Origin of the sequence: Lactobacillus sp. W8174 (assembly GCF_016100975.1) — a bacterium.
GTDB lineage: Bacteria > Bacillota > Bacilli > Lactobacillales > Lactobacillaceae > Lactobacillus > Lactobacillus juensis.
Map to the genome: position 1 here is coordinate 57514 of NZ_JACFRN010000006.1, position 24829 is coordinate 82342.

Here is a 24829-nt window from a genome sequence, read left to right on the forward strand (position 1 = left end):
AATCTGAGTTTGTTCAACCGCAAGTTAAAACAGCGTATTACTCCCATCCAATAATAGAATAATACGCTGTTTTGATAACTATAAGCCGTTTTCACTCATTTGCTTGAGAGTTAAATCTAAATGCTCTAACACACGCTTTTTGCCTAAAAGCTCCATAGCTTCACCGATTCCTGGTCCTACCATTGACCTGGTAGTAGCAATTCTAATCGGCATGAACAAGCGTCTACCTTTAATTCCTGTTGCCTTACGAGTTGCTTGCACAGCATTCATTATTTGGGGAGCAGTAAACCGTGGAATCAAATCAATTTGCTGTTTAAATTCCTCAATTACTGGTCTAGCCTCATCTTTGCGAATTTCTGCAATTTCTTTTTCACTCAAGTTTTTAGGAGCATTAAAGAAAATTTTTGCCAAGTCAACAATTTGCCTGGTATATGACATTTGAACAGAATAGATGTTAACTAATTGTCTGACCCACTCCATTTTTTCTGGATTAGGATCTTTTTCAACCAAGCCTGCTTCTTGCAAGTTGTTAAGTGCTAAATCTAAAAGCGTATCACGATCAGCCTTTTTAATATACTGGTTGTTAATCCACTCCAACTTTTTCTGATCAAAAGCAGCAGGAGAATTAGATAATCTTGCCGGATCAAATTGTTTAATTAACTCACGTTGGCTGAAAATTTCGCTTTCACCTACCGGAGACCAACCTAATAATGTAATGAAGTTAAACATTGCATCAGGCAGATAACCTAGGTCTCTGTATTGCTCAATGAATTGTAAAACAGATTCATCACGTTTTGAAAGTTTTTTACCGGTCTCCGCATTAATAATTAAAGTCATGTGACCAAATTTTGGTGGCTCCCAACCTAATGCTTCATAAACTGCAAGCTGTTTAGGCGTGTTTGAAACGTGATCATCTCCACGCAAAACGTGAGTAATTTTCATCAGGTGATCATCAATTACCACTGCAAAGTTGTAAGTAGGCATGCCATCGCGCTTTTGAATGACAAAATCACCACCGATGGTATCAGACTCAAAACTAAGATGCCCCTTGACAATATCATCCCAAGAATATGTTTCCATTTCAGGAATATGAATACGAACAACCGGTTTTAAGCCCTTGGCCTTTGCCTGCTCTTGCTTTTCAGCAATCTCATCTGCCGTCATTCCCTCATATTCATACGTGTAGTGAGGTGCAATGCCCATTGCCCGTTGTTCTTCACGCTGCTCTTCTAATTCTTCCTCAGTTTTATAAGAGTAATAAGCTTTACCCTCGTCAACCAGCTGCTTAATATATTTATTATAGATGTCTTTTCTTTCAGACTGGCGATATGGACCATAATCGCCACCCTTGTCAGGTCCTTCATCCCAATCAATACCAAGCCAGTGTAAGTTTTCCATTTGCGACTCTGAACCGCCTGCAACATTACGCTTCTGGTCAGTATCCTCAATTCTTAAGACAAAAGTTCCTTTATTATGACGCGCAAATAAATAATTAAATAGCGCAGTTCGTGCATTTCCAATGTGTAGGTGCCCTGTTGGACTTGGGGCATACCTTACCCGAATTTTTTGTTTAACCAAAATTTATGCCTCTTTCAAAAGTAAATATAAACAATTTAAGTTTACCCGTAATAGCAAAAAAGTTCAATGTTCATCAGCCTAAAACTAGTTTTAAGGCTTGCGGAATACTTGAAACGGGAATAACTTCAATGCCAGCGTTCTTTAGACTTGCACGCATATTGTGCTTCGGAATAAAAATACGCTTAAAACCGGTTTTAGCAGCTTCTTTAATCCGTGCATCTATTTGATTAACACGTCGAACCTCACCGGTTAAACCAACTTCACCAACAAAACAGTCAGTTGGAAAAATTTCCTGATTTTTATAACTGGATGCAATAGCCATGACGACAGCTAAGTCAACTGCCGGTTCGTTCAAGCGAATTCCCCCAGTGGCAGTTAGATAAACGTCTTGATTTTGCAACATCAAGTTGCCTCTTTTTTCCAAGACAGCTAGCAATAGTCCAGCTCTATTGTAGTCAATCCCCGAAGTGGTTCTTTTGGCATAACCAAAAGCAGTCGGTGTCACTAAAGCTTGAATTTCCGCCAAAATTGGCCTTGTTCCTTCAAGCGATACTACTATCGCCGAACCGGTAGATTTGGGCAACCGTTCATCTAAGAATACGGCTGAAGGATTAGTAACTTCTTTTAAACCTTTGTTAACCATTTCGAACATGCCGATTTCATTGGCAGCACCAAACCTGTTTTTCACTGAATGTAAAATACGGTAGGCATGATGTTCATAACCCTCAAAATAAAGAACAGTATCTACCATGTGCTCTAGTATTTTGGGACCGGCAATCGCGCCTTCTTTTGTAACATGGCCAATAACAAAAACGGTAATAGCATCCATTTTGGCAATCTTCATTAGTTCACTAGTAACTTCTCTTACCTGTGAAGCTGATCCCGTCATTGAGTCTAAGCTTGGTTCATTCATTGTCTGAATTGAGTCAATGACAACAAAATCGGGCTCTAGCTCGGAAATTTGCTGACGGATGTCTTCCATGTCTGTTTCAGGATAAAGCATCATATCATTAGCTGGCAGTCCTAAACGGTCAGCCCGGAGTTTAATCTGATTAGCTGATTCTTCCCCCGAAACATACAGCACTTTATATTGATTTGCAAGTTCGCTCATAATTTGCAACATTAAAGTTGACTTGCCAATGCCAGGATCGCCACCGATCAAGACTAAAGAACCGGGAACGATCCCTCCGCCTAAAACTCTGTTAAGTTCTTCCATACTGGTTTGTATACGTTCTTCTTTTTCTGCCTTAACATTTCCTAATTTGACCGGTTCACTAATTCCAGTTTTCTTAATTAGCCTGCTGGGACTGCCCTTAGTTGAACGGCTTTGCACTGCTTCAGTTTCTTTTTCAAATTGATTCCAAGCACCGCAATTGGGACAGCGCCCTAAATAACTAGCGGAAATATAACCACAAGAACGACATTTATATTTTGTTTTTAGTTTTGCCATTTAGCTTCCCTTCTTATTTGTGGAACCAAAGCCATTTATTCTTTGTCTGTCAATAGGCACATCATTATCAGTTTTTAAATAATGAACAAAAATTCCCTGACCGATTCGGTCACCTTGATGAATCTGGATAGGTCTTACGCCATAGTTAATTAATTGAACAAAGATTTCGCCTTCATTAGCATCATTATTATAATAATCGGAATCAATGACACCGACCCCATTTGGAAGTGCAAGGTTTCTTTTAAAAGTATTTGATGAACGATTTGCCAGCAATAATACCTCGTCCTCAGGCATATATGCTTTCACTCCTGTGGGAATCAAGAACGGTTTAAGTACATGTTCAGCCATTTCATAATCTTGTTCGTATAGTTGGTGACCATTACGGATCAACCTAAAAATACGGACAAAATTAAGCCGCCAAATACTGGGAATTAATACATCTTTTGCTGCAGCTAAGTCATAGCCTGCACTGGCAATCGTTTGTCTTCTTGGTAAAGTAACATTTTTATTTTTATATTTAGATACAATTTCAAAGCCCCGAATCTTTTCCATGTTATCTCCTTTAAAACTTTTAAACACTATTTTACATTAAATTGCAGATATTATCTGAAATCTTATATAATTAGGTACGTAAAATTTTTACTTTTGAAGGGAGAATAAATGTTTAATATAGATGATCCCCACCAATTTTTTCGCGAAGACGATGATAATGGGGAAATGGTTTATAGCTGGACAATGGATAAAATTGAGCGTAAAGATGCTACAGTTTGGATTATGAATCACTTCTTTATCAATCCCAAAATGGATAGCAAAAAGATTTTACATGATCAAATGAAAATAGTAATGTTTATTGCTCAAAAATCTCATCTGCGAGTTTGGCCGCTTGATCCTTTAGTTATTAATTACTTTAATGATCATCCAGATTTTGAATCAATTTGGTATCATCAACCAAGTCCAAAAAACGGCTCTATCTAGTATTGAAAGATTAAATAAGTAAAGTAAAAACAAATACTTTTTTAACAATAATTAAATTTTCAGAGATAGACTACTTTAACAAGATAAGCTAAAATAGTATTAATTTGTTTAAGGAGGATCAATTTTATATGACAAAAGAAATTACAAGTGCAGCCATTGATGATTTCACAAAAGATCTATCAAATCATGCTGGTATTAATATTGCCAGTCATGCTGCCCAAGAAAATGGCATCTATAAGGCTAGTCAAAACCTGCAATCTAAGATTGACTTAACACCAACCTTTTCAGTAGAAATCAATACTGGCAAGCCAGCTGATCAAAAGCAGTCAGGTCGTTGCTGGATGTTCTCTGCATTAAATACTATGCGTCACCCAATCCAAAAGGAATATAAGATTAAGGATTTTGAATTATCACAAAATTACACTAATTTCTGGGATAAATTTGAAAAATCAAACTTTTTCTTTGAAAATGTGATTGCTTCAGCCAAGAAACCACTCGGTGACCGTAAAGTTAGCTTCTTGTTTGCTACACCGCAACAAGACGGTGGTCAATGGGACATGCTTTGTGGACTAGTAGAGAAATACGGAATCGTACCTAAGTCAGTTTATCCAGAAACCGCTAATTCCAATAATTCAAGTGCTTTAAATGATACTTTAAATACCCTTTTGCGTAAAGATGGCTTAGAATTACGCAATTTAGTCAACGCTGGCAAGTCAGAAGATGAAGTTGAGCAACGCAAGAATGACTTTTTAAACGAAGTCTTCCGCATTTTGGCTATTTCATTAGGAATTCCGCCAAAGAAATTTGACTTTGAATATAAAGATGATGATGGTAACTATCACCGTGAAGCAGGAATTACGCCTAAAGAGTTCTTTGATAAATTCGTAGGCATGAATTTGGAAGATCACGTTTCAATCATTAATTCACCTACAGATGATAAGCCATACCATAAAGTATTTTCAGTTGAATATTTAGGTAACGTTGTTGGCGGTCGGCAAGTTCGCCATCTTAACGTCAAAATTTCTGAAATGAAAGACCTGATTATTAAACAACTTAAAGCTGGTGAAGTTGTTTGGTTTGGTTCAAATGTTGGTAAAGATTCAGAAAGACAACTTGGTTTGCTAGATACAGATATTTACAAGCGCGATGAGCTATTTGACGTTGACTTTTCAATGTCAAAAGCAGATATGCTTGATTCCAGTGAAAGTATGATGGATCACGCTATGGTTATCACTGGCGTTGATTTAGTTGATGACAAGCCTACTAAATGGAAGATTGAAAACTCTTGGGGAGAAAAGCCTGGCTTTAAAGGTTACTTTGTCATGAGCGATTCCTGGTTTGACAGTTTTGTTTACCAAGCAGTTATCAACAAGAAATTCTTGTCTGATGACTTAAAGAAAGCTTTTGATGAAGGTGCTAAAGACCCAATTCAATTATTACCATGGGATCCAATGGGTGCGTTAGCTTTTAAATAAGATTATTAGTTAATATAAAATTAGTTTAATTATAAAACAGCATTGGGAAATTTTCCCAATGCTGTTTTTATTAGTTTGAACAAATATTTAAAACTATTTTATTCGTCTTGCAGTATTCCATGATGCAATATGAATCGACGATCATAATGAAGCTCATTAATTTGATCATGGCTGGCAACTACCACGATTTTATTTTGCTGTTTTAATTTTTTCAACATGGCCACAAATAAGCTAATACTCTCCTGATCAATTCCACGAGTTGGTTCATCCAGCAAAATGATATTTTGGTTTTCCATCACAGCTTGAATAATACCAACCTTTTGTCTCATGCCAACAGAGTACTTAGCTATTGGTTCTGGATCATCTGGATCAAGCATAAAATATCTTAGTAATCCTCTGACTTCTTTTTCATTAAACCGTTTATTAAGATTAGCCAGAAAATGAAGATTGGACATTGCCGATTCATATTCTAAAAAATCAGGATTTTCAATTAATGCCCCTACAACATCATTTTCACCCAGCCTAATTTCACCACTGTCTGCCTCTAATAAACCGGTAATAATTTTAAAAATGGTGGACTTTCCAGAACCATTAATACCAGAGATATGAATCAGCTCACCTGGCTTAGCCAGCAAAGATACGTCTTTTAAAACCAGCTTCTGACCGAAAGATTTTTTTATTTGCTTAAGCTCTAACATTATTTCTCCTTAAAAGCCACCATAAATTTCATGAATAGACCTATATAATTCGTCATACAAAGGACTATAACTAATCAAAATATTTTTCTCTATATAGTAATGGTAAATTAAATCTATAATTATGACTATTAACAATAATAAATATGGCCTGTGCCAGTTGTAGCCTCCGACTAGCAACCAAAGTAGAAGTAAAAAAACAAGCACATGCAGTATTATGAGTTCAGTGCCCAAAATAGGGCTGCCAAATTTAAATAAAGGGTAACCAGTTAAAAAATAGGGTACAAATAATCCTAATACAAATAATAAGCAATAAATTGCAGCCAGTACTATTAAGTGAAACATCATCCACCTGCTCTTTTTTCTCACCGTTATAAACACATTGATGTTGCGAAAAGTAAGTATCTGTTTATAAAGTAACAAAAAGACCGCTGGTTGCAAATACAACGATACCAAGTGAAAATTAAGGTATTCATTTGGCAATTCCATAGTTTCTGGTGAACCTGTTTTTATCAGAATAATGCCCCCTGTTAGCCCTATAAAAAATATGAGAAAACCGGTTAAAACAAGTCTGCGCTGTATTCGTTTTAAACGCATAATCAGCCCAGCCTTCTTTTTTTCTTCTGCCAAAGTTGAATTAGGCAAGCAGCAAATAACAAATAAAGCAGTGCCACCGTCATAAAAAGCAAATATGAATTAATCGGTGGCAAACGCGAACCTAACGCAAACTGACCTGGTGCAAGTACAGCAAATGGAAACCAAGTATACGAGACGAAAAGCAAAATTTTATTGCCCATGGATATTAAAATTGACAATAAAGTCAACCCTAAGCCCACACACGGACCTAAAACTAAATAAATACCATTTTTTGAAACAAAAAGACCAATGCTGAAAATTAAAATAGCAAAAATACCCCAACCAACAGCAGCTAAAGTAACATACGAACATAAATCGGTTAGTTGGTTAGTAGAAAAATATCCTGGTCTGGCGCCAATATATAATTTCCTGGGTCTAATTTTAAAGAAAAATGGATAATAAAATATTCTAATCAATGCTAACTGGTAGAGATTTGTTATTAATGAAAATAAAAATCCAACAATAAAGGAGTTAATGACCCCGATTTTCAGAAATTTATGATAGCCGACTCTTTGTTGAACAGCGCCGAACATATTATTATTTTTAAAATAGATTATGAGACCAGCTCCAAAAGTGGGAACGAATGCTAACATCATAACTAAATTTATGATATTTTCATTCCAGCCATTCGGCTGAATGGAAAAGAAAAGCATAACAGAAATGTCCACTATTTTACCATTTGACGGTATTAATTCGGTCCCATCTTTAACAGCCAATACAATTTGCCAGGTAATTAAAAGAAGATAAATAATTGAAGTAATCAGAACAAACTTTTTGGTTCGGCTTAGCATTTGCACCATCCTCATAATAATATATCTTTGGATACTATATCAAGTATAACATTAATTATCAAATAAATGGTGTGCCAAAAAAAGTTACAAAAAATTCACCTATTTTTTATAGGAAATTGTCTTATTTTTGCTTTTGCACATATGGATCTTTTAAACAAAATCCAAAATTTAATTTAGCCCGACCTCCTTAACAAAACGCATAAAAGCTGCTTTCCCATCAGCGGTTTGCTTGAAAACCCCTGCGTCTTCTAAAACGCGAGCAAAAACATGACCTAATTCTTTTTGCAAAATTTGATCCACATTTGTATTTGTTATTTCATACTTACTGCTAATTTTCTTAGCCCAGTCAAGGTGGATTGGTGCAATTCTGTTAGGCAGGTCAAGCAAAAACTTTTTTACCTCAAGTAATTCAGGTTTCAATCGTGGTGGAAAAATTGCTAATCCCATTACTTCAATTAAACCGATATTTTCTTTTTTAATATGCTGCACATCAGAGTGAGGATGGAAAATACCATCAGGATACTTAGCCGATGTCTGATTGTCTCTGAGAACTAAATCAAGTTCATACGTATGACCATGTAAACGAGCAATTGGAGTAATTGTATGATGGGGCGTATTAGCAGTAAACGCCCTAACATCAACTTTTTCATCACTATAACTTTGCCAAACTGTAAAAATTTTATCTGCCAGTTTGACCAAACTTTTTTGATTTTTGCTTCTTAGCCGGATAACTGACATGGGCCATTTGACGATACCTGCTTCGACATCATCAAATCCCTTAAAATTAAGTTTTTTATCAATTGGTGCTTTTTCCATGGGAAAGCGATGCTTGCCACCCTGATAATGTTCGTGCGCTAAAATCGAGCCACCCACGATTGGCAAATCCGAATTGCTACCAGCAAAATAACCCGGAAATTTAGCCACAATCTGCAGTAAATTAGCAAAAGTCTGTTTATTGATTACCATCGGTTCATGCTTTGGCGCTAAGAAAATACAGTGTTCATTAAAATAGGCGTAAGGTGAATACTGAAAACCCCAAGTTTCATTTCCCAACTGAAAACGAATGATACGGTGGTTAGTGCGCGCAGGATAATTCACATGTCCCAGGTAGCCTTCATTTTCCATACATAACTGACACTTTGGGTATGAATTTGCTTTAGCATTCTTGGCTGCTGCAATTTCTTTAGGATCCTTTTCCGGCTTGGAAAGATTAATTGTAATTTCTAAGTCGCCGTATTTACTTGCAGCTGTAAAGTAAATATTTTTTGCAATAGCTCTAGTTTTAATATAATTACTATCTTTACCCAATTGGTAAAAATCAGCTATCGCTTTTTCTGGTGAACTCTCATAAGTTTGCCAAAATTTGTGATTAACAACGCTTGGTCTAGGGACAATCAAATTCATTAATTGTGCATCAAGTACATCCCTAGCAGAATTATTGACCGAGCACTTCCCTGAATTTTGGGCAGCCTGAATCAAATCGTCTTTAAGATCCAGTAGACCTTCCTTACTGGTAGCTACCTTTCTTGCCTCATCACCAACAAGAGCCAAAATTCTATTTCTCAAATAAATACGATCAAGTTCCGTAAAATCGCTGTGGGCAATAACTTGTGTAATGAATTTCTCAATTAGATTCGTTTTATCCATCTCAACTTTCCGTTATTATAAAACTTTTGTACCATCAGCCGTTTCTGCAATATAAAACGACGGCAAATAGCCTATTTTTTCTTGATAGGTATCTGCGACATTCTTTTTAAAGGCTTCAACTTCGTTTTTGGCAACCAAAGCTATTGCACAGCCACCGAAACCGGCACCAGTCATTCTTGCGCCTAAGACACCAGGTTGCTTCCAAGCAGCATGAACCAATGTATCAAGTTCTCTACCAGTAACTTCATAATCGTATTCCAAAGAAACATGTGAGGCATTCATTAGGTGACCAAACTCATTTAAATCACCCTTTTGCAGTGCTTTTTCAGCATTTAATGTCCGTTCATTTTCCCAGACTGCATGACGACAACGTTTAAGTAAGTTTTCACTTGGTAATAAATAGCTGTTTTCATCAAAAGTCAGATTATCTAATTCGCCTAAGGACTGGATTGAAAGCTTTTGTTGTAAAAATTGCAATCCTTTTTCACATTCTGCTCTGCGCTCATTGTATTTCGAGTCCGCTAAGGTCCGTTTCTTGTTAGTGTTCATAATAACAATAACATTATCTTTCAAATCAAGGGGTACTAGCTCAGACTCCACCTTCTCGGTATCAAGTAAAATGGCATGATCTTTTTTACTCATGGCAACTGCATATTGATCCATAATGCCTGAATTAACACCAATAAATTCATTTTCAGTCTTAACTCCCATTTTAACAATTTCCAATTTAGTAAAAGATAGGTGGAATTGATCCTGCAATAAAATACCAATTAGCATTTCTAGTGCAGCGGAAGAAGATAGGCCAGCACCGTCTGGAATATTGCCACTAATGTAAATGTTCAGTCCATGATCAATTTTTGCTCCATTTTTGAGCATAAAATGGAGCATTCCCTTAGCATAATTTGCCCATGAATCTTCTTTGGCAAACTGCAGCTGGCGCATATCAGTTTCAACTACTCCCAATTTTTCAAAATTAGCGGAATAAAAACAAAACTTTTCATCAGTTCGGGTACTAGCTGCACCATAGATTCCTACAGAAATTGCGCAAGGGAAAACATGACCACCATTATAGTCAGTATGTTCACCAATTAAGTTAATTCTCCCAGGCGAAAAATAACAACCTGTTGGTTCTTGGTGATAGATATTACTAAATTCTTGTTTAAGTTCTTTAATTTTCATTCTTATCTGTTCCTTTTTAAAAGCGCTATCAAAAGTCAATAAACTTATTATACTTCTTTTCTTATAACCAGCAATGCCAATCCAAAAAGCAAAAGCAAACTAAAAGAGTTTCACATCATTATGAAACTCTTCTTAAGTTTATTACCAAATATGTAGCAGCCTATCAGGATGCAACTTGCATAAATTAAACTGGTGCACATGCTGCGGACGGCTTTGCGGAAATTGCTCTAAGAAATCAGCCGGATTAGCCAGACCAGTAGAATAGGACCACACACTTTTAACTTTTTTAATCGGATCAAGCATTTCATTTCTAATAGGATATGCCGAAATTAAAAAATGCTTGTGATGAAATTTAAAAACAAAAAACGGTAACCGAAACTGATTAACAACTTCATCTTGAGTTTTACCAATTGTCACCACATTTCTGTAGGTACCATATTTTTCAGTAAACAAATCGTTAAACGAAAAATAAAAGTTAGAAATATGCACATGGGGAAAGTCTTCTTCAGCTACCCTGTCTGGCACTGCCACTACATGAGCAAAATGATCCAGATTGCTTTCTTTTTGCGAAAGTGCTCTTCCCAATTGATTAGGATTTATAACGTGAGCCCATTCGGGTACATCCAGATTATCCTGATAGGATAAAAACATTTCCCTAATCACATCAGGCTTTACCCAATCATATTGTCTGCGAACTTCGTTGCGATTTAACAAACTACGTAAGCTCTTATGATACATTAAATCGACAACAAACAACTCATAACGATAACGTTCGACCCAGGGTTGATAATGCTCAATATTCTCCGCAAAGATATGCGTACTATCTACAATAACCGTTTCGCCACGTTTCATTTTTTCTTCTACGAGGTAATCCACCACTTTTTCCGTTTGCTCATTTGCATAACGCGGAATTACTTGATGTAAGCAATCGGTATCTTCTTCATAATAATAGGTTAAATTAGCCAACAACAATCTAATTTGATCACGACTAATTGCATATGGCTGTAAGTGATGACGAGCAATAAATGAAGATTTACCGGAGCCGGGTGCGCCTCGTAATAAAAATATTTTACGCATGCCTCTACTCCAAACTAAGAATGTAAATTTTAAATGATATCGTAATAAATTTTAACATACATTTGTAGAAATCCTTACTATGAACTAAAAGCAACGTAAAATCTTTTTGTCAACAATATTCATTTGCTGATCAAATATATAAACTATTGGCTGTGCATTGGGAACTTCAAGATTAATAATCTCTTGATCATCAATATTTTCCAACTTTTTAATTAGTGCTCGTAAGCTCGACCCGTGAGCAACAATTAGTTGATCTTCGCCTTTTTTTAATCTGCTAGCTACATTGTCATAGTAATAAGGCATAACTCGCTGTTGTGTTTGGTACAAACTTTCAGCTTGCGGCAAAAAGTGCGAATCAAAATTAGCATAGCGTCTGGATGTTACTTTTTTACCTTCAGGTGGAACCGCATAAAAGCCTCGTCGCCATTCCAGTACCTGTTCTTTACCAAAAATTTTACGTGATTCATCTTTATTAATGCCCCGTAAATTGCCATAGTGCCTTTCATTCAAACGCCATGTTTTAGTAATGGGCAAATATAAAAAATTACAAATATCTGAAACTACATTTGCTGTAATGATTGCCCTCATTAACACTGACGTGTGAATATGAGTAGGGTGAAAATCAGTGATAGACTTAATCAAATTGCCGGCTATTTTAGCCTGCTTTCGACCCTTCTCAGTTAGAGCAACATCATCCCAACCCGTGTAGACATTGGCTTTATTAGCGGTACTTTCACCGTGTCTTACAAGCACTAATTTGACCATTTTATTTCACCCAGTGCATAATTATTAAAACTATGCCACTAATTGTAAAAATCACGCCCAATATCATAAAAGGAGTTACTCCGTGATTATGATTGCGGTATCGTCTGTTATAAGCATAAGCAATATCATATAAGCCTACTATTAAAACAATAACAGCAGTAAAAATACTAACTTTCAAATTTAATTTTCTCCTGGTTACTCTTGACTACGATCATTTACAATCATTTTATCATTTTTTCCTCGTTCACATTCTGCTTGAAAATTAATATGGTTAATTCCTAATTTTCGTAATTTTGCACTAATTTGTTGTGTTAAAAATTCAAATTTACCAGCTGTTAAATCGGCATCAACGTTGACATGCGCATCAAGCATGACATAACGGTCACTATAACGCCACACATGTACATGATGAATATTTTTTATTTCAGGAAAAGATAGAACTATCTTATTAACTTCATCCAGATCGATATCAGGATTAGATTCCATTAGCACATTTGCTGCCTTTTCAGTTATTTCACAAGCTTCGTGAAAGACAAAAACCGACACTAATAAAGTCATCACCGGATCAATCCAGCTAATGTGCCAGTAATAAATAAAAATGGCGCCAATTACCACCGCTACACTAGAAAGAGCATCACTTAACATATGCATAAAAGTAGACCGCACATTGAGATTTTGCTGTCCACCTTGGTGCATTACCAACATTGAAACTACATTTGATACCAGACCAATAATAGCAACAATCAGCATTATGCCACCACTGATTTTTGTTGGCGTCCAAAATCTTTCAATAGCTTCCACAAATAAGACAATACTAATTAAAATTAGAATAATTCCGTTGGTAAAGGCAGCCAAAGTTTCAGCCCTGTCATAGCCAAAAGTTTTTCGTTTATTACTGCGTCTATTACTGATGATGTGTGCTACAAACGAAATAATTATTGCGCCAACATCGCTAAGATTGTGCACCGCATCAGATAGTAAAGATAAAGAACCTGAAACAAACCCGCCAATAAACTCTGCAACTGTAATAACAACATTAAGTGCAGTTACATAGGCAAATTTTTTTGTAGTATGATCTTTCATATTTTTTCCTTTCAAGCACTAAAGGTAAAAAAAGCCCTACTTTTAAGCAGGACTTTACATATCTTCAGCATTTACATTATAATCTACAATTTCAAAATTACCGTTATCACGAAGAATTCCCCGAGTTACACTACCGTTATTAGGAAAAACAATATCATGGAGACCATCACTTTGGTTCCAATACTTAATGGCTAAGGTTTTGATGAAATCGCCATGAGAAACTATTAAAACTCTTTTTTCATTTTTAGTCAGCTCATGGAGAACGTTAATCGCCCTTACCATTCGTTCATCCAGCTCTTTTTTATTCTCTGCCAAATGACGCGGATCAGCCTTTTTTGTAGCCTCACGAAATTCATAAATTCCAACCTGATTGATAATTTTGGTTACATCAGTTTCAGGACCAACTCCAGCTGCCAGTGCAACTTCCTTCCAGGTTTCCTCTATATCATCACCTTCGAAAGAACCAAAAAATACTTCCCGGAACTCAGGCAATTTTTTAATCTTGCCAATTTCTGAGACCTGGTTAGCGTCCTTCATTAAGTGAACCGTATCAATCGCACGCTTCAAATCAGAAGAATACATGTTGTCAAAATGAACTTGACTCAAGGCATTTGCTGTTACCTTTAGGTCATTAATGCCCTTGACTGTCAGCGGAGAATCACACCATCCCTGAACTTTGTTTAATTGGTTAAACATTGTTTCACCATGACGGACAATATAAATTTCTGTTGCCATTTTGCATTCTCCCTTCATTTAACGTGCTTTAAACTATATCATATATGCCTTATAAAAGAAATACCCGGCTTGAATAAATGCTAGAGTTGCAATAAAGATACGCACATATTTGGCAGGAACTTTACGTAAAATATCCATGCCTAAATAGCCACCAATAAACATCCCGATAGCAAGTGGAATTGCCTGCAGCCAGTAAATGCGTGAAGTAAAAATGAAAACTATTAGAGCAACAAGATTCGCCAAACCGCAGATGACATTTTTAATTGCATTGACAACTATAAACTTTTCATCAGTAATATAAGTTAATAAAACTAACACAATTACACCACCGGCAGCTCCAAAATAGCCGGTGTAAACACCCATTCCCAGCAACGCCGCAATATAAAGTATTTCTTGCCAAAGTGGTCTTTTATGCGGTTCTAGACTATGATGCTTACCTGAAACAATTACCATAACACCTGAGCCAGCAATAAAAATTGGTACCACTTTTTCAAAAACACTAGACGGGAAAGCTAACAATAAACGACATCCAATTAAAGAACCTACAACAGTAAATATAGAGTAAAAGGCCACTTGATGCCAATGTCCCTTAAGCTCCTTTGTCGAAGAAATAGTTGAGCCCAAACTATTCCAAATCAAGGCGGCATCATTTGTGACATTGGCATAAACTGGTGGAATACCAACTGCCAGCAATACCGGATATGAAGCAAGTGAAGCCATTGAAGCCACTGACGACAACAAACCACTGGCTACGCCTCCTATTAAGATAAAAATCAGTGAAAAAATAGCTGCCATTCAAATTAACTCCCTTTTAAAAGTTAATTTCTATTATAATGCTCTTGCAAAATAATTTAAGCAGGTATTTTATTTCTGACCAATTGTCTATTTAATAATGAAGTTTGATTTAACAAATTAGTCTCTAACTAAGAATTACTGCTACATTACAGTTTTTGCACGTAAAAAGAATTAACTTTAGTCGCTAAGAATGTCAATTCTTCTCTAAAATAAATATTTTGCCTTAAAATCATGTCTCAGTTTCTTAAGTTACTTAATATCCTTTCTTACTCAACAGATATGAGTAACAAGTTGGAAGTAAAATAACTATAATAGTGACGGATATAACCGTCCAATACATTTCCCAATAAGAAGTTAGAAGCAGAACAATGCCGCTGATAAAAAAGATCCATCCGGCAAATCTGTGTGTTTTACGCCAATTTTCCGTATTATTCAAAGTCCATGGTAATTTAATGCCAACGACATGATTGGGACTAACTTTAGGCAGATAATTACCAAAAATAATAAAGAACAATCCCAAAAAAGCACTAAGCATAAAGGAGCCTTTTACTTTATGACCCAGTGCATAGGCATAAAGTGACAGATCTACGATATTAGTAATAACAGGAACAAGCCAAAGCGTAATATTAATTATCTTAAAATCAAGATTTTTGGTTTCTTTTTGATTGTGTAATATAAAAAAACGATTACTTGAAGCATAATTCCCAAAAAAGGCAGACCAATAACGACCCATAATTTATTGCTATAAGCATTTGGCAAATTAGTCATCCCAAAGTGTGTGGCCATTTTTTGCGGCAAACGATTATATAAAAATACTCCAGTCAAAACTGGAAATAAGATTAGCAAAAGCGAGATTAGTTCTGTTTGACGAATACTATTCTTTTTCATCATGATCTCCTTTCAGATCAACCAACCAACTCATAATTTCTTCTATAATAGAAGTGTTTAGCGAATAATAAATAAAGTTTTTTTCATGTTCTTCTTCAATTAAATCAGCCTTTTTCAGCATATTAAGATGGTATGAAATAGTAGCTTTAGTCATATTAAAATGATCAGCAATGTCTCCTGCCGACATTGGTCCATTTTTTAACAGCTGCAATATTTTGCGCCGCACTGGATCGGACAATGCTTTAAAACTAGACTCAAAACTCACACTAGTTTCTTTTCCTTTCTATTTAGATAAATATCTAATTAGATATTTGTCTAAATAGTATCACAATTTTTACAAAAAACAATAATTTTTAACATGTTAATCAAAAATCCTTGAACTATAGTAAAAATAATAAAACTATTCAGGTGGCTGTGTGAGAACTCAGAAAAATTATGAGTAAAACCTTGTTCATAAATATTTGTCTTTAATTTGGCTTAGCTAATCGTTATAATGCAGAGAGTTAGTTAATGAAAGGAAAGGTACACTTGGCAAAATATGAAACTTTAATTTTTATTCTTGAAGGAAGCTTATTAAACGAAAAAGTTGCAGAACAAAATGCACTCAGGCAGACTTTGAAGTTGGCGGGCAGAGAATACGGTCCAGCAGAACGCATACGATATAATTCATTACAAGAAAAGATTAAATTACTGGGATTTGATGAGCGGATTAAATTAACTTTGCAGGAATTCTTTAAAAATGACTGGATTTCTGCGAAAGGCGCTTTTTATAACCAGTTGCAAAAACAAGATCAGCTAAATAAAGATGTATTGCCTTTTTTAGATGAAGTGAAAAATAAAGTTAACTTGATTTTGCTGACAAAAGAGAAAAAAGATGTGGCTTCATCTCGCATGCAGAGCACAGAACTAGTAAATTATTTTTCCACAGTTTATTTTAAAGACGACATTGCAAGTAAATTCCCAGATAAAAAGGTTTTGACAACAATATTGCAGCAGCAAAATCTGTCGCCTACTACTTGTCTCGTAATTGGGACAAACTTAGTCGATGAAATTCAGGGTGCCGAAAATGCTAACCTGGATTCCCTTTGGCTAGCGCCCAAGAAAGTAAAAATGCCAATTAGCCCTCACCCAACCTTACATTTAACTAAATTAAGTGATTTATTATTTTACCTTGAATTGAGCTAGTTTATAATAAAGAAAAAGGATTGTGAGGTAAAACAAATGAATAAAGTAGCTGTAGTTTTTGCCGATGGTTGTGAAGAAGTAGAAGGCTTAAGCGTTATTGATGTGTTACGCCGCTTAGGCGTTCAAGCGGATATGATTGGGCTTACTAGTACAACTGTAAATGGTGCACACAATATCAAACTTACCTGTGATAAGACTGTTGCCGATAGTCTGTTGGATTATGACGTAGTAGCTCTTCCAGGTGGAACAACCGGAGCAGAAAATTTACGTGATAATAAAAAACTAGCAGATCTGATGATAAAACGGCATAACGCTGGCAAGTGGGATGCCGCAATGTGTGCTGCCCCCATTGCTCTTGCCCGTTATGGCGTTATAGCTGACGCTGACTACACATGTTATCCAGGTTTTGAAAAACAAACAGAAAAAGATGAACCAAGCGGTCACTTCAAGGAAGATATTACTGTAACTGATGACGAACATAAAGTCATTACTAGTCGCGGTCCGGCAACTGCTTGGGCATTTGCATATGCAATTGCGGAAGCGCTAGGAATTGACACTAAGGATCTGAAGGCGGGTATGTTATACAATTACCTAGCCGACAATATTCAAGATAGTTTGTAAATATTTTTGCTGACACAAAAAGGTGAAGTTTTAAACTTCACTTTTTTTATTGCGATAGATTGTTAACCTATTCATAACTTTAGATAACATCAAAAGTAAAATAATTCCTGAACCAGCTTTCAAAGGACCATTATCAAAAATGAGTTACGATAGTTGGTCCCGCAAAATTTGAGTTAAAAAATTGACTATAACAATTAAATAAGTAAATTTAACATTTGTCTTAGTCATTATATTCTTTCGAATATTTATTAAGTAACAGTATTAACATTAAAATAACAATTTTTTGTAGCAGGAAATTGGTATTAATTTATTTTTTACTGCTAAAAATTTATGAACTAGTACTTTTTATTTACAAAAAGATTTTTTTAAGAGGTATTTTAAAAATATGATAAAATTAGATTACCCTTAAAAGGGGAAAACAAAAAACGGGAGGTATTAAGCATGTGTACAACTATTGCAATTAAATCTGATAGTGGTGACGTATTTTGGGGACGGACTATGGACTTTACATTTGATCCCTTTAAACCTAGTGCAGATAGCAAAATGACTACTTTTCCTGCAAACTATGAATTAAAGGGTTTGCACCAAAGCTGGACGACTAAATATCCGTTTATGGGTATCAACGTCAATGATTCACTGTTCTTTAATGATGGCATTAATAGTGCAGGTATTGTAGGGGATGCACAATTCTTAGAAGAGGCTTCTTGGGATACAGTAGAAAGTCTTAAAAAGCGCGGATTAAAACCTATAATTGGCGAAGAAGTTGTTGCATATGTTTTAAGCAATTTTGGTAGTATCGCTGAGATAAAAGAAGCTTTTAAGCATCTTGGCCAAGAAAAAACCAATTATCCTGATTGGGAAAATGCAGACACTGGCATTCCTACTCCAATTCCAATGCATTACACTTTCTGTGATCCAAGTGGTAAAAGCGTTATTTTGGAACCAGTTAAGAATGGAGCCTTCAAAATATATGATGGTATTGGCGTTATGACCAACAGTCCAGAATATCCTTGGCACCTTGATAATTTGCGGAATTACTTGTATTTAACTAATCACAATTTGGGTCATCACCAAATAAGTGATCAATTAGACATTAAACAAATTGAAAGTGGTTCTGGATTATTAGGTTTACCTGGTGACTATACTGCTCCATCACGTTTTGTTCGTGGAACATTTATTTCTAAATTTTTAGCACCATTCCATTCAGATCAGGGAATTCCTCAACTATATAATGTATTCAAATCCGTCATGATTCCACGGGGATTAGAGCATCTTCATGAAGGTGAGGACAAGTGTGATTATTCAGGTTACTGGGCAGGATATGATGTTTCAAGCAGAAGTTTATATATTCAACCAGAGGATTGCCCAACAATGACAAAATTTGTTCTGGATCCTGCTACAACTACTAAAATTACCCAGCCTATTCAACATGACTTTAAAGTTTTGGAAACCAAAAGACAAAAAACTTTAGTTTAAAATTGATTATCAGTTGATTTTAATCATTAGTCTTTTAATTGTTCTATTTGAAACAAAATGCGTGTAAAAGTTTGATACTTTTACACGCATTTTTATGAATAATTACTATTTGCCAACTAATAGTGATGGATATTGTGTATACGATAAATCGCCTTTATAAGCAAACCAGTCTTTTATTTCCTTTATTGATTTATTGGCAATTTTTTTGTTCTGACCGTTTAGCTTTCGCGCCTCATTTTTAGTTTGAATTAGTGATGGCTTTTTACCTTCAAACTGTGAATTCATGACTTTTAACTCGGCTTTGATCAGTGGCTGTAAAGCTTTTCTCTTAGCATATATGTTATAAAGATCGCCGTTAAAGAAGGTAACCCAGCCTTGATTTTTGCCACTTTGATCAACTATGTGAGCGACTAATTCAACCCTACCGGTACCAAATTCAGTAATCTTAAATTTTATATTTTTATCTGCCATTTTCTTAACCCAACTTTTGTCAAACGGTTTAGAAGTATCATTGATGACATCATTAACTTCGTGATAAACAGTAGCATTCCTAGCTAATTTAAATACGTAGCCTTCTTTAGAAAACCGCTTAGCAGGCGTAACGGTCATACCTGGTTCGATTGTCTGACTAACTGCTGCTGGCTTAGCAGTATCAGTACTTTCTGCCTTGGCGACAGTTAAAGTGGCAGACGTTGTAAAAGAAAAAAGGACGACAGCAGAACATAAAACTGTTCTCAAATACTTGTGTTTCATTTTTTATCCTCTAAAAATAAACTATAATAATAATTTGTAACAAAATTGTAACTTTATTACATTTATATGTCAATGATAATTAATTATTTAACTATAAAAAGGAAAAGTTATCAATATTAATAAAAAAAAGTCTTGAAAGTTAAACACCTTTCAAGACTTATTTTGAAATCAATTCTTTAGCAACTATTTTTTTCTACTTCAATTTGAATGTTGTTAGTTAAACGTTTATTCATTTCTAAAACAAAAACAGGAATTAAACTACCAATCAAAACGACCAGCCAGCCCTGAACTGGTAACAAAGCCAAGTGCAAAAATTGTCGTAAACCTGGTAAGAGTGACAGTGATAAAACCAGTATTATACTTAGTAATAGTCCCCAATTAAGCATTTTATTGGATTTAAATGTTTGCAGTGTGATTGGTTGAGAATCCTTAATAGCGTAGATATCAATCATTGATCCCAGTGCTAATACTAGGAAGACCAGAGTCATCCCGACTTGTGGGTTATTAGTTGAAAGAATAAATCTGCCATAAGCATACATGCTCAAAGTTAAAATCGTGAAAGTAATCGCACGGATAATCATTCTTTGCATTAATCCACGGCCAAGAATGCTTTCATCATTACCTATTGGATTTTGGTCCATTATGTTTGGTTCACCAGGCTCTTTACTGATGAAGAATCCAGGTATTCCATCTGCAAGTACATTAATAATTAACAATTGTTCTGCTAAAAGTGGTGTACCCCAGCCTATAATTGTACTAATAACCATTAAGAAAATCTGCGCGAAATTGACACCAATTAAGAATTCAACAGCCTTAATAATATTTTGATAAACAGCTCTGCCTTCTGCCACAGCTTTAATAATCGTAGCAAAATTATCATCAGTCAAAATCATGTCTGCAGCTTCTTTTGCCACTTCTGTACCCGTTATGCCCATCGCAATGCCGACATCTGCTGCTTTAAGAGCCGGGGCATCATTAACACCATCGCCTGTCATGGCAACTGTTTTACCAAGATCTTGCCATGCTTGAACTATTCTGATTTTATCACTGGGAGAAACGCGAGCAAAAACTCTTATATCTTGAATACAGTCTTTCAATTCAGAATCTGTCATTTTTTGTAATTCCGACCCTGTAATTGCTTTTTGATCAGAATCTAAAATACCTATTTCTTTAGCTATTGCTTTGGCAGTTACAAGATGATCTCCAGTAATCATTACAGTCTTTATGCCAGCTTTTTTTGCTTTAGTAACAGCTCTGGATACCTCAGGGCGTGGCGGATCAATTAAGCCAATCATACCAGCGAGTTTTAAATTGGAATTGTTTTCAGTCCAGTCGGTCGGATCTGCGTTAGCAGCTATTACCTTATACCCAACTGCTAGTACTCTTAACGCATTTTTTGCAAAATCATCATGAGCCTTTTGACCAGATTTAGCTGGTTCTTTCTTATCTAAGTGTAGCCTGTCCCAAGCACCTTTAACGATTACTAATTGACGTCTATCAGTTAAGCGATGAACCGTCGTCATCATTTTTTTATTAGAATCAAAGGGGTCTTCTGCTATCCGAGGCGTTTCTTTTTCCAGTTCTTGCCTTGAACTGCCCTGCTCGTGTAACCAGTTTACAATCGCAACTTCAGTTGCATCGCCAACAACTTCTTCCGAGCCATCTTTTTCCATAATTTTGGCATTGTTAGCTAACCCTAGCATTTTCAATAAATTTTGGCCGGCTTTAGGTAAATCAGCCGCCTTCTTAATACCCGTTTCAGGTGTCCAATATTTAGTAATGGTCATTTTATTCTGAGTTAAAGTGCCAGTTTTGTCAGTGGCAATAACATCCACGTTGCCAATAGTCTCCACAGCACCGATTTGTCTGATAATCGCATTACGCTCAGCCATTTTTTTGACACCACGAGATAAACTAATTGTCACAATAATTGGCAAGGTTTCGGGAACAGCCGCAACAGCTAAAGAGAGTCCAATCATCAAGCTGTCCGCTAAAGTCTTATTCTGCATTCCCATGCTTAAAACAACTATTATCAGACCACCTAGACCAGCGAAAGCTGTCATCCATTTTGACAAATGATCCAGTTTGCCCTGCAGAGGAGTTGCTCTTTTTTGGGTTTTATTCAAAAGGTTGGCAATTTTACCAAGCTCTGTTGCCATCCCGATTGCTGAAACCTGAACTAAGGCTCTACCACCAACAACAGCTGTGCCAGAAAAAACGCGGTCATCGTCAGTTAAATCGCCTTTGAGACAATAACATCTTTTAGAAACGGGCAAACTTTCACCAGTTAAAATAGCTTCATCAACAGTTAGGTTAGTTTCTTCTAATACTACAGCATCTGCTGGCACCTGATCACCCGTATTTAGATAGATTAAATCACCAGGGACCAATTCAGAAGCAGCTAAAGTGATATCTCGACCATTCCGTCGGCCTTTAGCTGTTGGCAAACTCATTGCCTTCAAAGCCGCCAGTGATTTTTCGGCTGAAGCTTCCTGATACAAGCCAATTACAACATTAATTATCAAAATCAGACTAATTACAATTGTTTTGGTCCAACCACCATTTTGAAAAACAGCCATATAAGTTGCTAATATTACCGCCAGCATAAGTACTAAAGACGAAATATCTTTTAGATGATGCCATATTTTCTTATACAGTGGAACTGCTTGATTTTCCAGCAACTCATTGGGGCCAAATTCACTGCGCTTTTTTTCTATCTCAGCATCAGTTAAACCGGACTCGGGGGTTAATTTGAATAGTAGTTCTGATTTTTGGGACATGCTATCTCCTCCATTATTCGATTAAATTTACAGTTAAGCTGTTTGAATAGAAAAGCCATATTTATCGTAATTAAGCCGATTTTATAAAAGCTAAACTTGATTAATGCAATAAAGATAATTTTTAAAAAAGCAGAAAGCCTCTGATAGTTATCCGAAGTTTTCTGCTTACATGATTATTAAAAAGTAATTGTTATTTAACAATGTTTTTTAAAAAATTATCTTTAGTTTAAAAATCCTATTTCTAAACTAAACATCCTCTTTCCCATAAAAGCTTATTATTAGTATACAGAAACTGGCAATTTTTGGCTATTTTTATGCTTATAGTGATTGTACTATATGTTTTTAATAGCTTTTTTCTTTTGCAAAGTACTAATTAAAATTTAGATTTTGCCAAATATAATTTAAATATGTTTAGCACTAATTTAATTATGTAAAAAGTTAAAATATCTAGCTGAAAATAGTAAGATTTCTTGACCTTTGTGGTTCAAAAATTTTAAACCTGTTTTACTCTACTTCTGCTGTTACATCAGCTAAGGCTTCCAAACTATCTGCTACCTCACGCCAATTATTTTGGTAAGGTCCATATGCAGTATGAATCAAAGTACCAACTGGTAGTGAAGGACACTCATTTTCTGCATTAGTTCCCCAATTTTGCCAGCCTGATTGTGGTCTCTGAACAATTTGAAAAGCATTTGAGGCATGTTCAGTTTGCCAAACCATGGCCTGACCGGTTTGAGTATTAATTTCGGCACTCTTAGTTGCAGGCCCAGCAAAGACTGTCTGATCCTTAACTTCACTTACATTGACAGGATCAGCACTAAATAACCACGGACGATCATTCAACTCAGCTAATACAAAAGCTTTCTGACGCACATCATGTAAGTTAGTCTCTATCTCATCTTGAGACAAAGCATTTTCCCAAACAGAGAATAAGCGCCAATATAGGTCCCAATGAGCATTAGCCATATTGCTGGTAAGTTGTTTTCTAAAGTCTTCAAACCGATTACTCCGTTTTTGACCATCATGAACTAACTCTTGTACTTTATTTGCTAGTTGGCCAGAATATGGATCTCCTTCCCGATACCATACACCATCATAAGTGGCAAAGCGATCAAATACTAATTGTCCAATCCCGCTTTCAAATTCATCACCCACAGTGATTTTGTCGACAATTGATCGTTGATTAACTGTGGTTTGAAAATGATCTACATGGTAAACGCGCGAAAAGAATGGTACATCGTAGTAAAAAGACCAGTCCAAAGCAAAACGCTTTCCGTGTAATTCCGGTTTCAAACCATCTGGAATTCTGCCTGATAAACGATACTCTTTCATAACAGGACCATTTTCAATTGGTTTGATATCTACAATTAAATGTTCAGCTGGATTAATCAAACCATTATCAGGGGTAAAGAATGGGCCATAAAAGCCTCCCATAGCATTATTCCCTGATGGCAACAAATCCCGTTTTTCATCCACGGCCATGAAATGTCGTAACCCCCATTTAGATGAACCTTCACCTTGAGCGGTACCACGACAGAGTTCGAAATCAAATTTACCAGTATTTAAATGTACATAAGCATCATTTTCTTTAGCTTGGGGTATCTCTTTGATACCTTTAACTTTGTCCTCCTCAATTTCGTGATCAAAAGATAGTTCTTCTTCAGGGCCAGAGAAATTGACAATAGCAACAAAATTATGATCTGGATCATTATGTAACCTCTGTGCTACACAAGTTTTTCCAGAATTGTTTTTAACAACCCAATAATTCCCTGTTATATCATCAGGGACCGAAAACTTAACTGGAACAGGAATTTTAATCTTTTCTTGTGGATTAGTAATCTTAATTTTTACCATTTTCTTACCTCTCAAACTTTAACAAAATTATAGTGCAGTGAAAAATGTGATTAATCCAAAAACAACCCCTGCAGCGTTACAAGCAGCTAAAGGAATATCACGATCTTTTTTAAACAAGGCATAAATTACCCATAAAAATGTATTAATTGCCGTTGCTAATGGCTGAATAGGACTACCCTTAATGCCATGTAAATTGTTAATAATTTGCGGTATATAAGACACATACATTATGATAGCCGTTATAGAAGCAATCCATCCAAGAACTGTCATAGCTTTTTCTAATTTCATAATTTCATCTCCTGTTGATCATATTAACACCAGGTAATCGCTTTCTCTAGTATGCATGTACATGTTAATGACATTTTTTTACATTTAATTATTAAAAGAAGAA

General features: G+C 35.7%; 26 protein-coding genes. 5 read left to right on the forward strand and 21 right to left on the reverse strand.

Annotation, left to right across the window (positions count from 1 at the left end; translation table 11 throughout):
* Positions 1 to 78 precede the first annotated feature (78 nt).
* From gltX to H3U49_RS08745, 3 genes are all read right to left on the reverse strand, one after another.
* A complete protein-coding gene (gltX, locus tag H3U49_RS08735; RefSeq protein ID WP_198181025.1) occupies positions 79 to 1578 on the reverse strand; it encodes a glutamate--tRNA ligase in 1500 nt (499 codons plus the stop codon).
* Between the two features lie 73 nt (positions 1579 to 1651).
* Positions 1652 to 3028, reverse strand: coding sequence for a DNA repair protein RadA (gene radA, locus H3U49_RS08740; RefSeq protein WP_198181026.1), 1377 nt, complete (start codon positions 3026 to 3028; stop codon positions 1652 to 1654).
* Entirely contained in the window at positions 3029 to 3580 is a 552-nt protein-coding gene (locus H3U49_RS08745; protein ID WP_109586566.1) for a dUTP diphosphatase, read from the reverse strand.
* Between the two features lie 108 nt (positions 3581 to 3688).
* Between H3U49_RS08745 and H3U49_RS08750 the strand changes: the two genes are divergently transcribed.
* Together H3U49_RS08750 and pepC are read left to right on the forward strand one after the other, a co-directional pair.
* Positions 3689 to 4003 carry a hypothetical protein gene (locus H3U49_RS08750; protein ID WP_198181027.1) on the forward strand — a complete coding sequence of 105 codons (315 nt, stop codon included), beginning with the start codon at positions 3689 to 3691 and terminating at the stop codon, positions 4001 to 4003.
* Positions 4004 to 4131: 128 nt separating this feature from the next.
* Positions 4132 to 5478 (forward strand): aminopeptidase C, encoded by a 1347-nt coding sequence (pepC, locus tag H3U49_RS08755; RefSeq protein ID WP_198181028.1) that lies wholly within the window; start codon positions 4132 to 4134, stop codon positions 5476 to 5478.
* Between the two features lie 98 nt (positions 5479 to 5576).
* Here pepC and H3U49_RS08760 read toward each other — a convergent pair whose 3' ends face one another.
* The 14 genes from H3U49_RS08760 to H3U49_RS08825 form a co-directional block, all read right to left on the reverse strand.
* The gene (locus H3U49_RS08760; protein ID WP_198181029.1) at positions 5577 to 6176 is read right to left on the reverse strand and encodes an ATP-binding cassette domain-containing protein; all 600 of its coding nucleotides are present in this window, start codon (positions 6174 to 6176) and stop codon (positions 5577 to 5579) included.
* A 9-nt stretch (positions 6177 to 6185) separates the two neighbouring features.
* Entirely contained in the window at positions 6186 to 6770 is a 585-nt protein-coding gene (locus H3U49_RS08765) for a hypothetical protein (protein WP_198181030.1), read from the reverse strand.
* 2 nt (positions 6771 to 6772) lie between these two features.
* The gene (locus tag H3U49_RS08770) at positions 6773 to 7600 is read right to left on the reverse strand and encodes a hypothetical protein (RefSeq protein WP_198181031.1); all 828 of its coding nucleotides are present in this window, start codon (positions 7598 to 7600) and stop codon (positions 6773 to 6775) included.
* Positions 7601 to 7768: 168 nt separating this feature from the next.
* On the reverse strand, positions 7769 to 9247 hold the full coding sequence (locus tag H3U49_RS08775) for a UDP-glucose--hexose-1-phosphate uridylyltransferase (protein ID WP_198181032.1): 1479 nt from the start codon (positions 9245 to 9247) through the stop codon (positions 7769 to 7771).
* Between the two features lie 15 nt (positions 9248 to 9262).
* A complete protein-coding gene (locus tag H3U49_RS08780; protein ID WP_198181033.1) occupies positions 9263 to 10426 on the reverse strand; it encodes a galactokinase in 1164 nt (387 codons plus the stop codon).
* A 141-nt stretch (positions 10427 to 10567) separates the two neighbouring features.
* Positions 10568 to 11503 (reverse strand): AAA family ATPase, encoded by a 936-nt coding sequence (locus H3U49_RS08785; RefSeq protein WP_198181034.1) that lies wholly within the window; start codon positions 11501 to 11503, stop codon positions 10568 to 10570.
* 84 nt (positions 11504 to 11587) lie between these two features.
* A complete protein-coding gene (locus H3U49_RS08790) occupies positions 11588 to 12268 on the reverse strand; it encodes a 2,3-diphosphoglycerate-dependent phosphoglycerate mutase (protein ID WP_198181035.1) in 681 nt (226 codons plus the stop codon).
* 1 nt (position 12269) lies between these two features.
* The gene (locus tag H3U49_RS08795; RefSeq protein WP_198181036.1) at positions 12270 to 12446 is read right to left on the reverse strand and encodes a hypothetical protein; all 177 of its coding nucleotides are present in this window, start codon (positions 12444 to 12446) and stop codon (positions 12270 to 12272) included.
* 17 nt (positions 12447 to 12463) lie between these two features.
* Positions 12464 to 13351 carry a cation diffusion facilitator family transporter gene (locus H3U49_RS08800; protein ID WP_198181037.1) on the reverse strand — a complete coding sequence of 296 codons (888 nt, stop codon included), beginning with the start codon at positions 13349 to 13351 and terminating at the stop codon, positions 12464 to 12466.
* A gap of 54 nt (positions 13352 to 13405) precedes the next feature.
* Positions 13406 to 14086 (reverse strand): histidine phosphatase family protein, encoded by a 681-nt coding sequence (locus H3U49_RS08805; RefSeq protein ID WP_198181038.1) that lies wholly within the window; start codon positions 14084 to 14086, stop codon positions 13406 to 13408.
* A 33-nt stretch (positions 14087 to 14119) separates the two neighbouring features.
* On the reverse strand, positions 14120 to 14881 hold the full coding sequence (locus tag H3U49_RS08810; RefSeq protein WP_198181039.1) for a sulfite exporter TauE/SafE family protein: 762 nt from the start codon (positions 14879 to 14881) through the stop codon (positions 14120 to 14122).
* Positions 14882 to 15134: 253 nt separating this feature from the next.
* Positions 15135 to 15416 carry an SdpI family protein gene (locus tag H3U49_RS08815; protein WP_198181040.1) on the reverse strand — a complete coding sequence of 94 codons (282 nt, stop codon included), beginning with the start codon at positions 15414 to 15416 and terminating at the stop codon, positions 15135 to 15137.
* Between the two features lie 95 nt (positions 15417 to 15511).
* Complete coding sequence (locus tag H3U49_RS08820) at positions 15512 to 15769, reverse strand: DUF1648 domain-containing protein (protein WP_198181041.1); 258 nt, start codon at positions 15767 to 15769, stop codon at positions 15512 to 15514.
* On the reverse strand, positions 15756 to 16034 hold the full coding sequence (locus H3U49_RS08825) for an autorepressor SdpR family transcription factor (protein WP_198181042.1): 279 nt from the start codon (positions 16032 to 16034) through the stop codon (positions 15756 to 15758). The genes H3U49_RS08820 and H3U49_RS08825 overlap by 14 nt, the downstream gene beginning before the upstream one ends.
* A gap of 263 nt (positions 16035 to 16297) precedes the next feature.
* Between H3U49_RS08825 and H3U49_RS08830 the strand changes: the two genes are divergently transcribed.
* The 3 genes from H3U49_RS08830 to H3U49_RS08840 all read left to right on the forward strand — a co-directional run bounded on the left by H3U49_RS08830 (position 16298) and on the right by H3U49_RS08840 (position 19051).
* Complete coding sequence (locus tag H3U49_RS08830) at positions 16298 to 16954, forward strand: HAD family hydrolase (RefSeq protein ID WP_198181077.1); 657 nt, start codon at positions 16298 to 16300, stop codon at positions 16952 to 16954.
* A 36-nt stretch (positions 16955 to 16990) separates the two neighbouring features.
* Positions 16991 to 17575, forward strand: a complete 585-nt coding sequence (locus H3U49_RS08835; protein WP_198181043.1) for a DJ-1 family glyoxalase III — start codon at positions 16991 to 16993, stop codon at positions 17573 to 17575.
* Positions 17576 to 18016: 441 nt separating this feature from the next.
* The gene (locus H3U49_RS08840) at positions 18017 to 19051 is read left to right on the forward strand and encodes a linear amide C-N hydrolase (protein ID WP_198181044.1); all 1035 of its coding nucleotides are present in this window, start codon (positions 18017 to 18019) and stop codon (positions 19049 to 19051) included.
* Positions 19052 to 19156: 105 nt separating this feature from the next.
* Here H3U49_RS08840 and H3U49_RS08845 read toward each other — a convergent pair whose 3' ends face one another.
* The 4 genes from H3U49_RS08845 to H3U49_RS08860 form a co-directional block, all read right to left on the reverse strand.
* Positions 19157 to 19804, reverse strand: coding sequence for a hypothetical protein (locus H3U49_RS08845; protein ID WP_198181045.1), 648 nt, complete (start codon positions 19802 to 19804; stop codon positions 19157 to 19159).
* 176 nt (positions 19805 to 19980) lie between these two features.
* On the reverse strand, positions 19981 to 22584 hold the full coding sequence (locus H3U49_RS08850) for a cation-translocating P-type ATPase (protein WP_198181046.1): 2604 nt from the start codon (positions 22582 to 22584) through the stop codon (positions 19981 to 19983).
* A 504-nt stretch (positions 22585 to 23088) separates the two neighbouring features.
* A complete protein-coding gene (locus H3U49_RS08855; RefSeq protein ID WP_198181047.1) occupies positions 23089 to 24438 on the reverse strand; it encodes a hypothetical protein in 1350 nt (449 codons plus the stop codon).
* A 27-nt stretch (positions 24439 to 24465) separates the two neighbouring features.
* Positions 24466 to 24726, reverse strand: a complete 261-nt coding sequence (locus H3U49_RS08860) for a SemiSWEET family transporter (protein ID WP_198181048.1) — start codon at positions 24724 to 24726, stop codon at positions 24466 to 24468.
* Positions 24727 to 24829 lie beyond the last annotated feature (103 nt).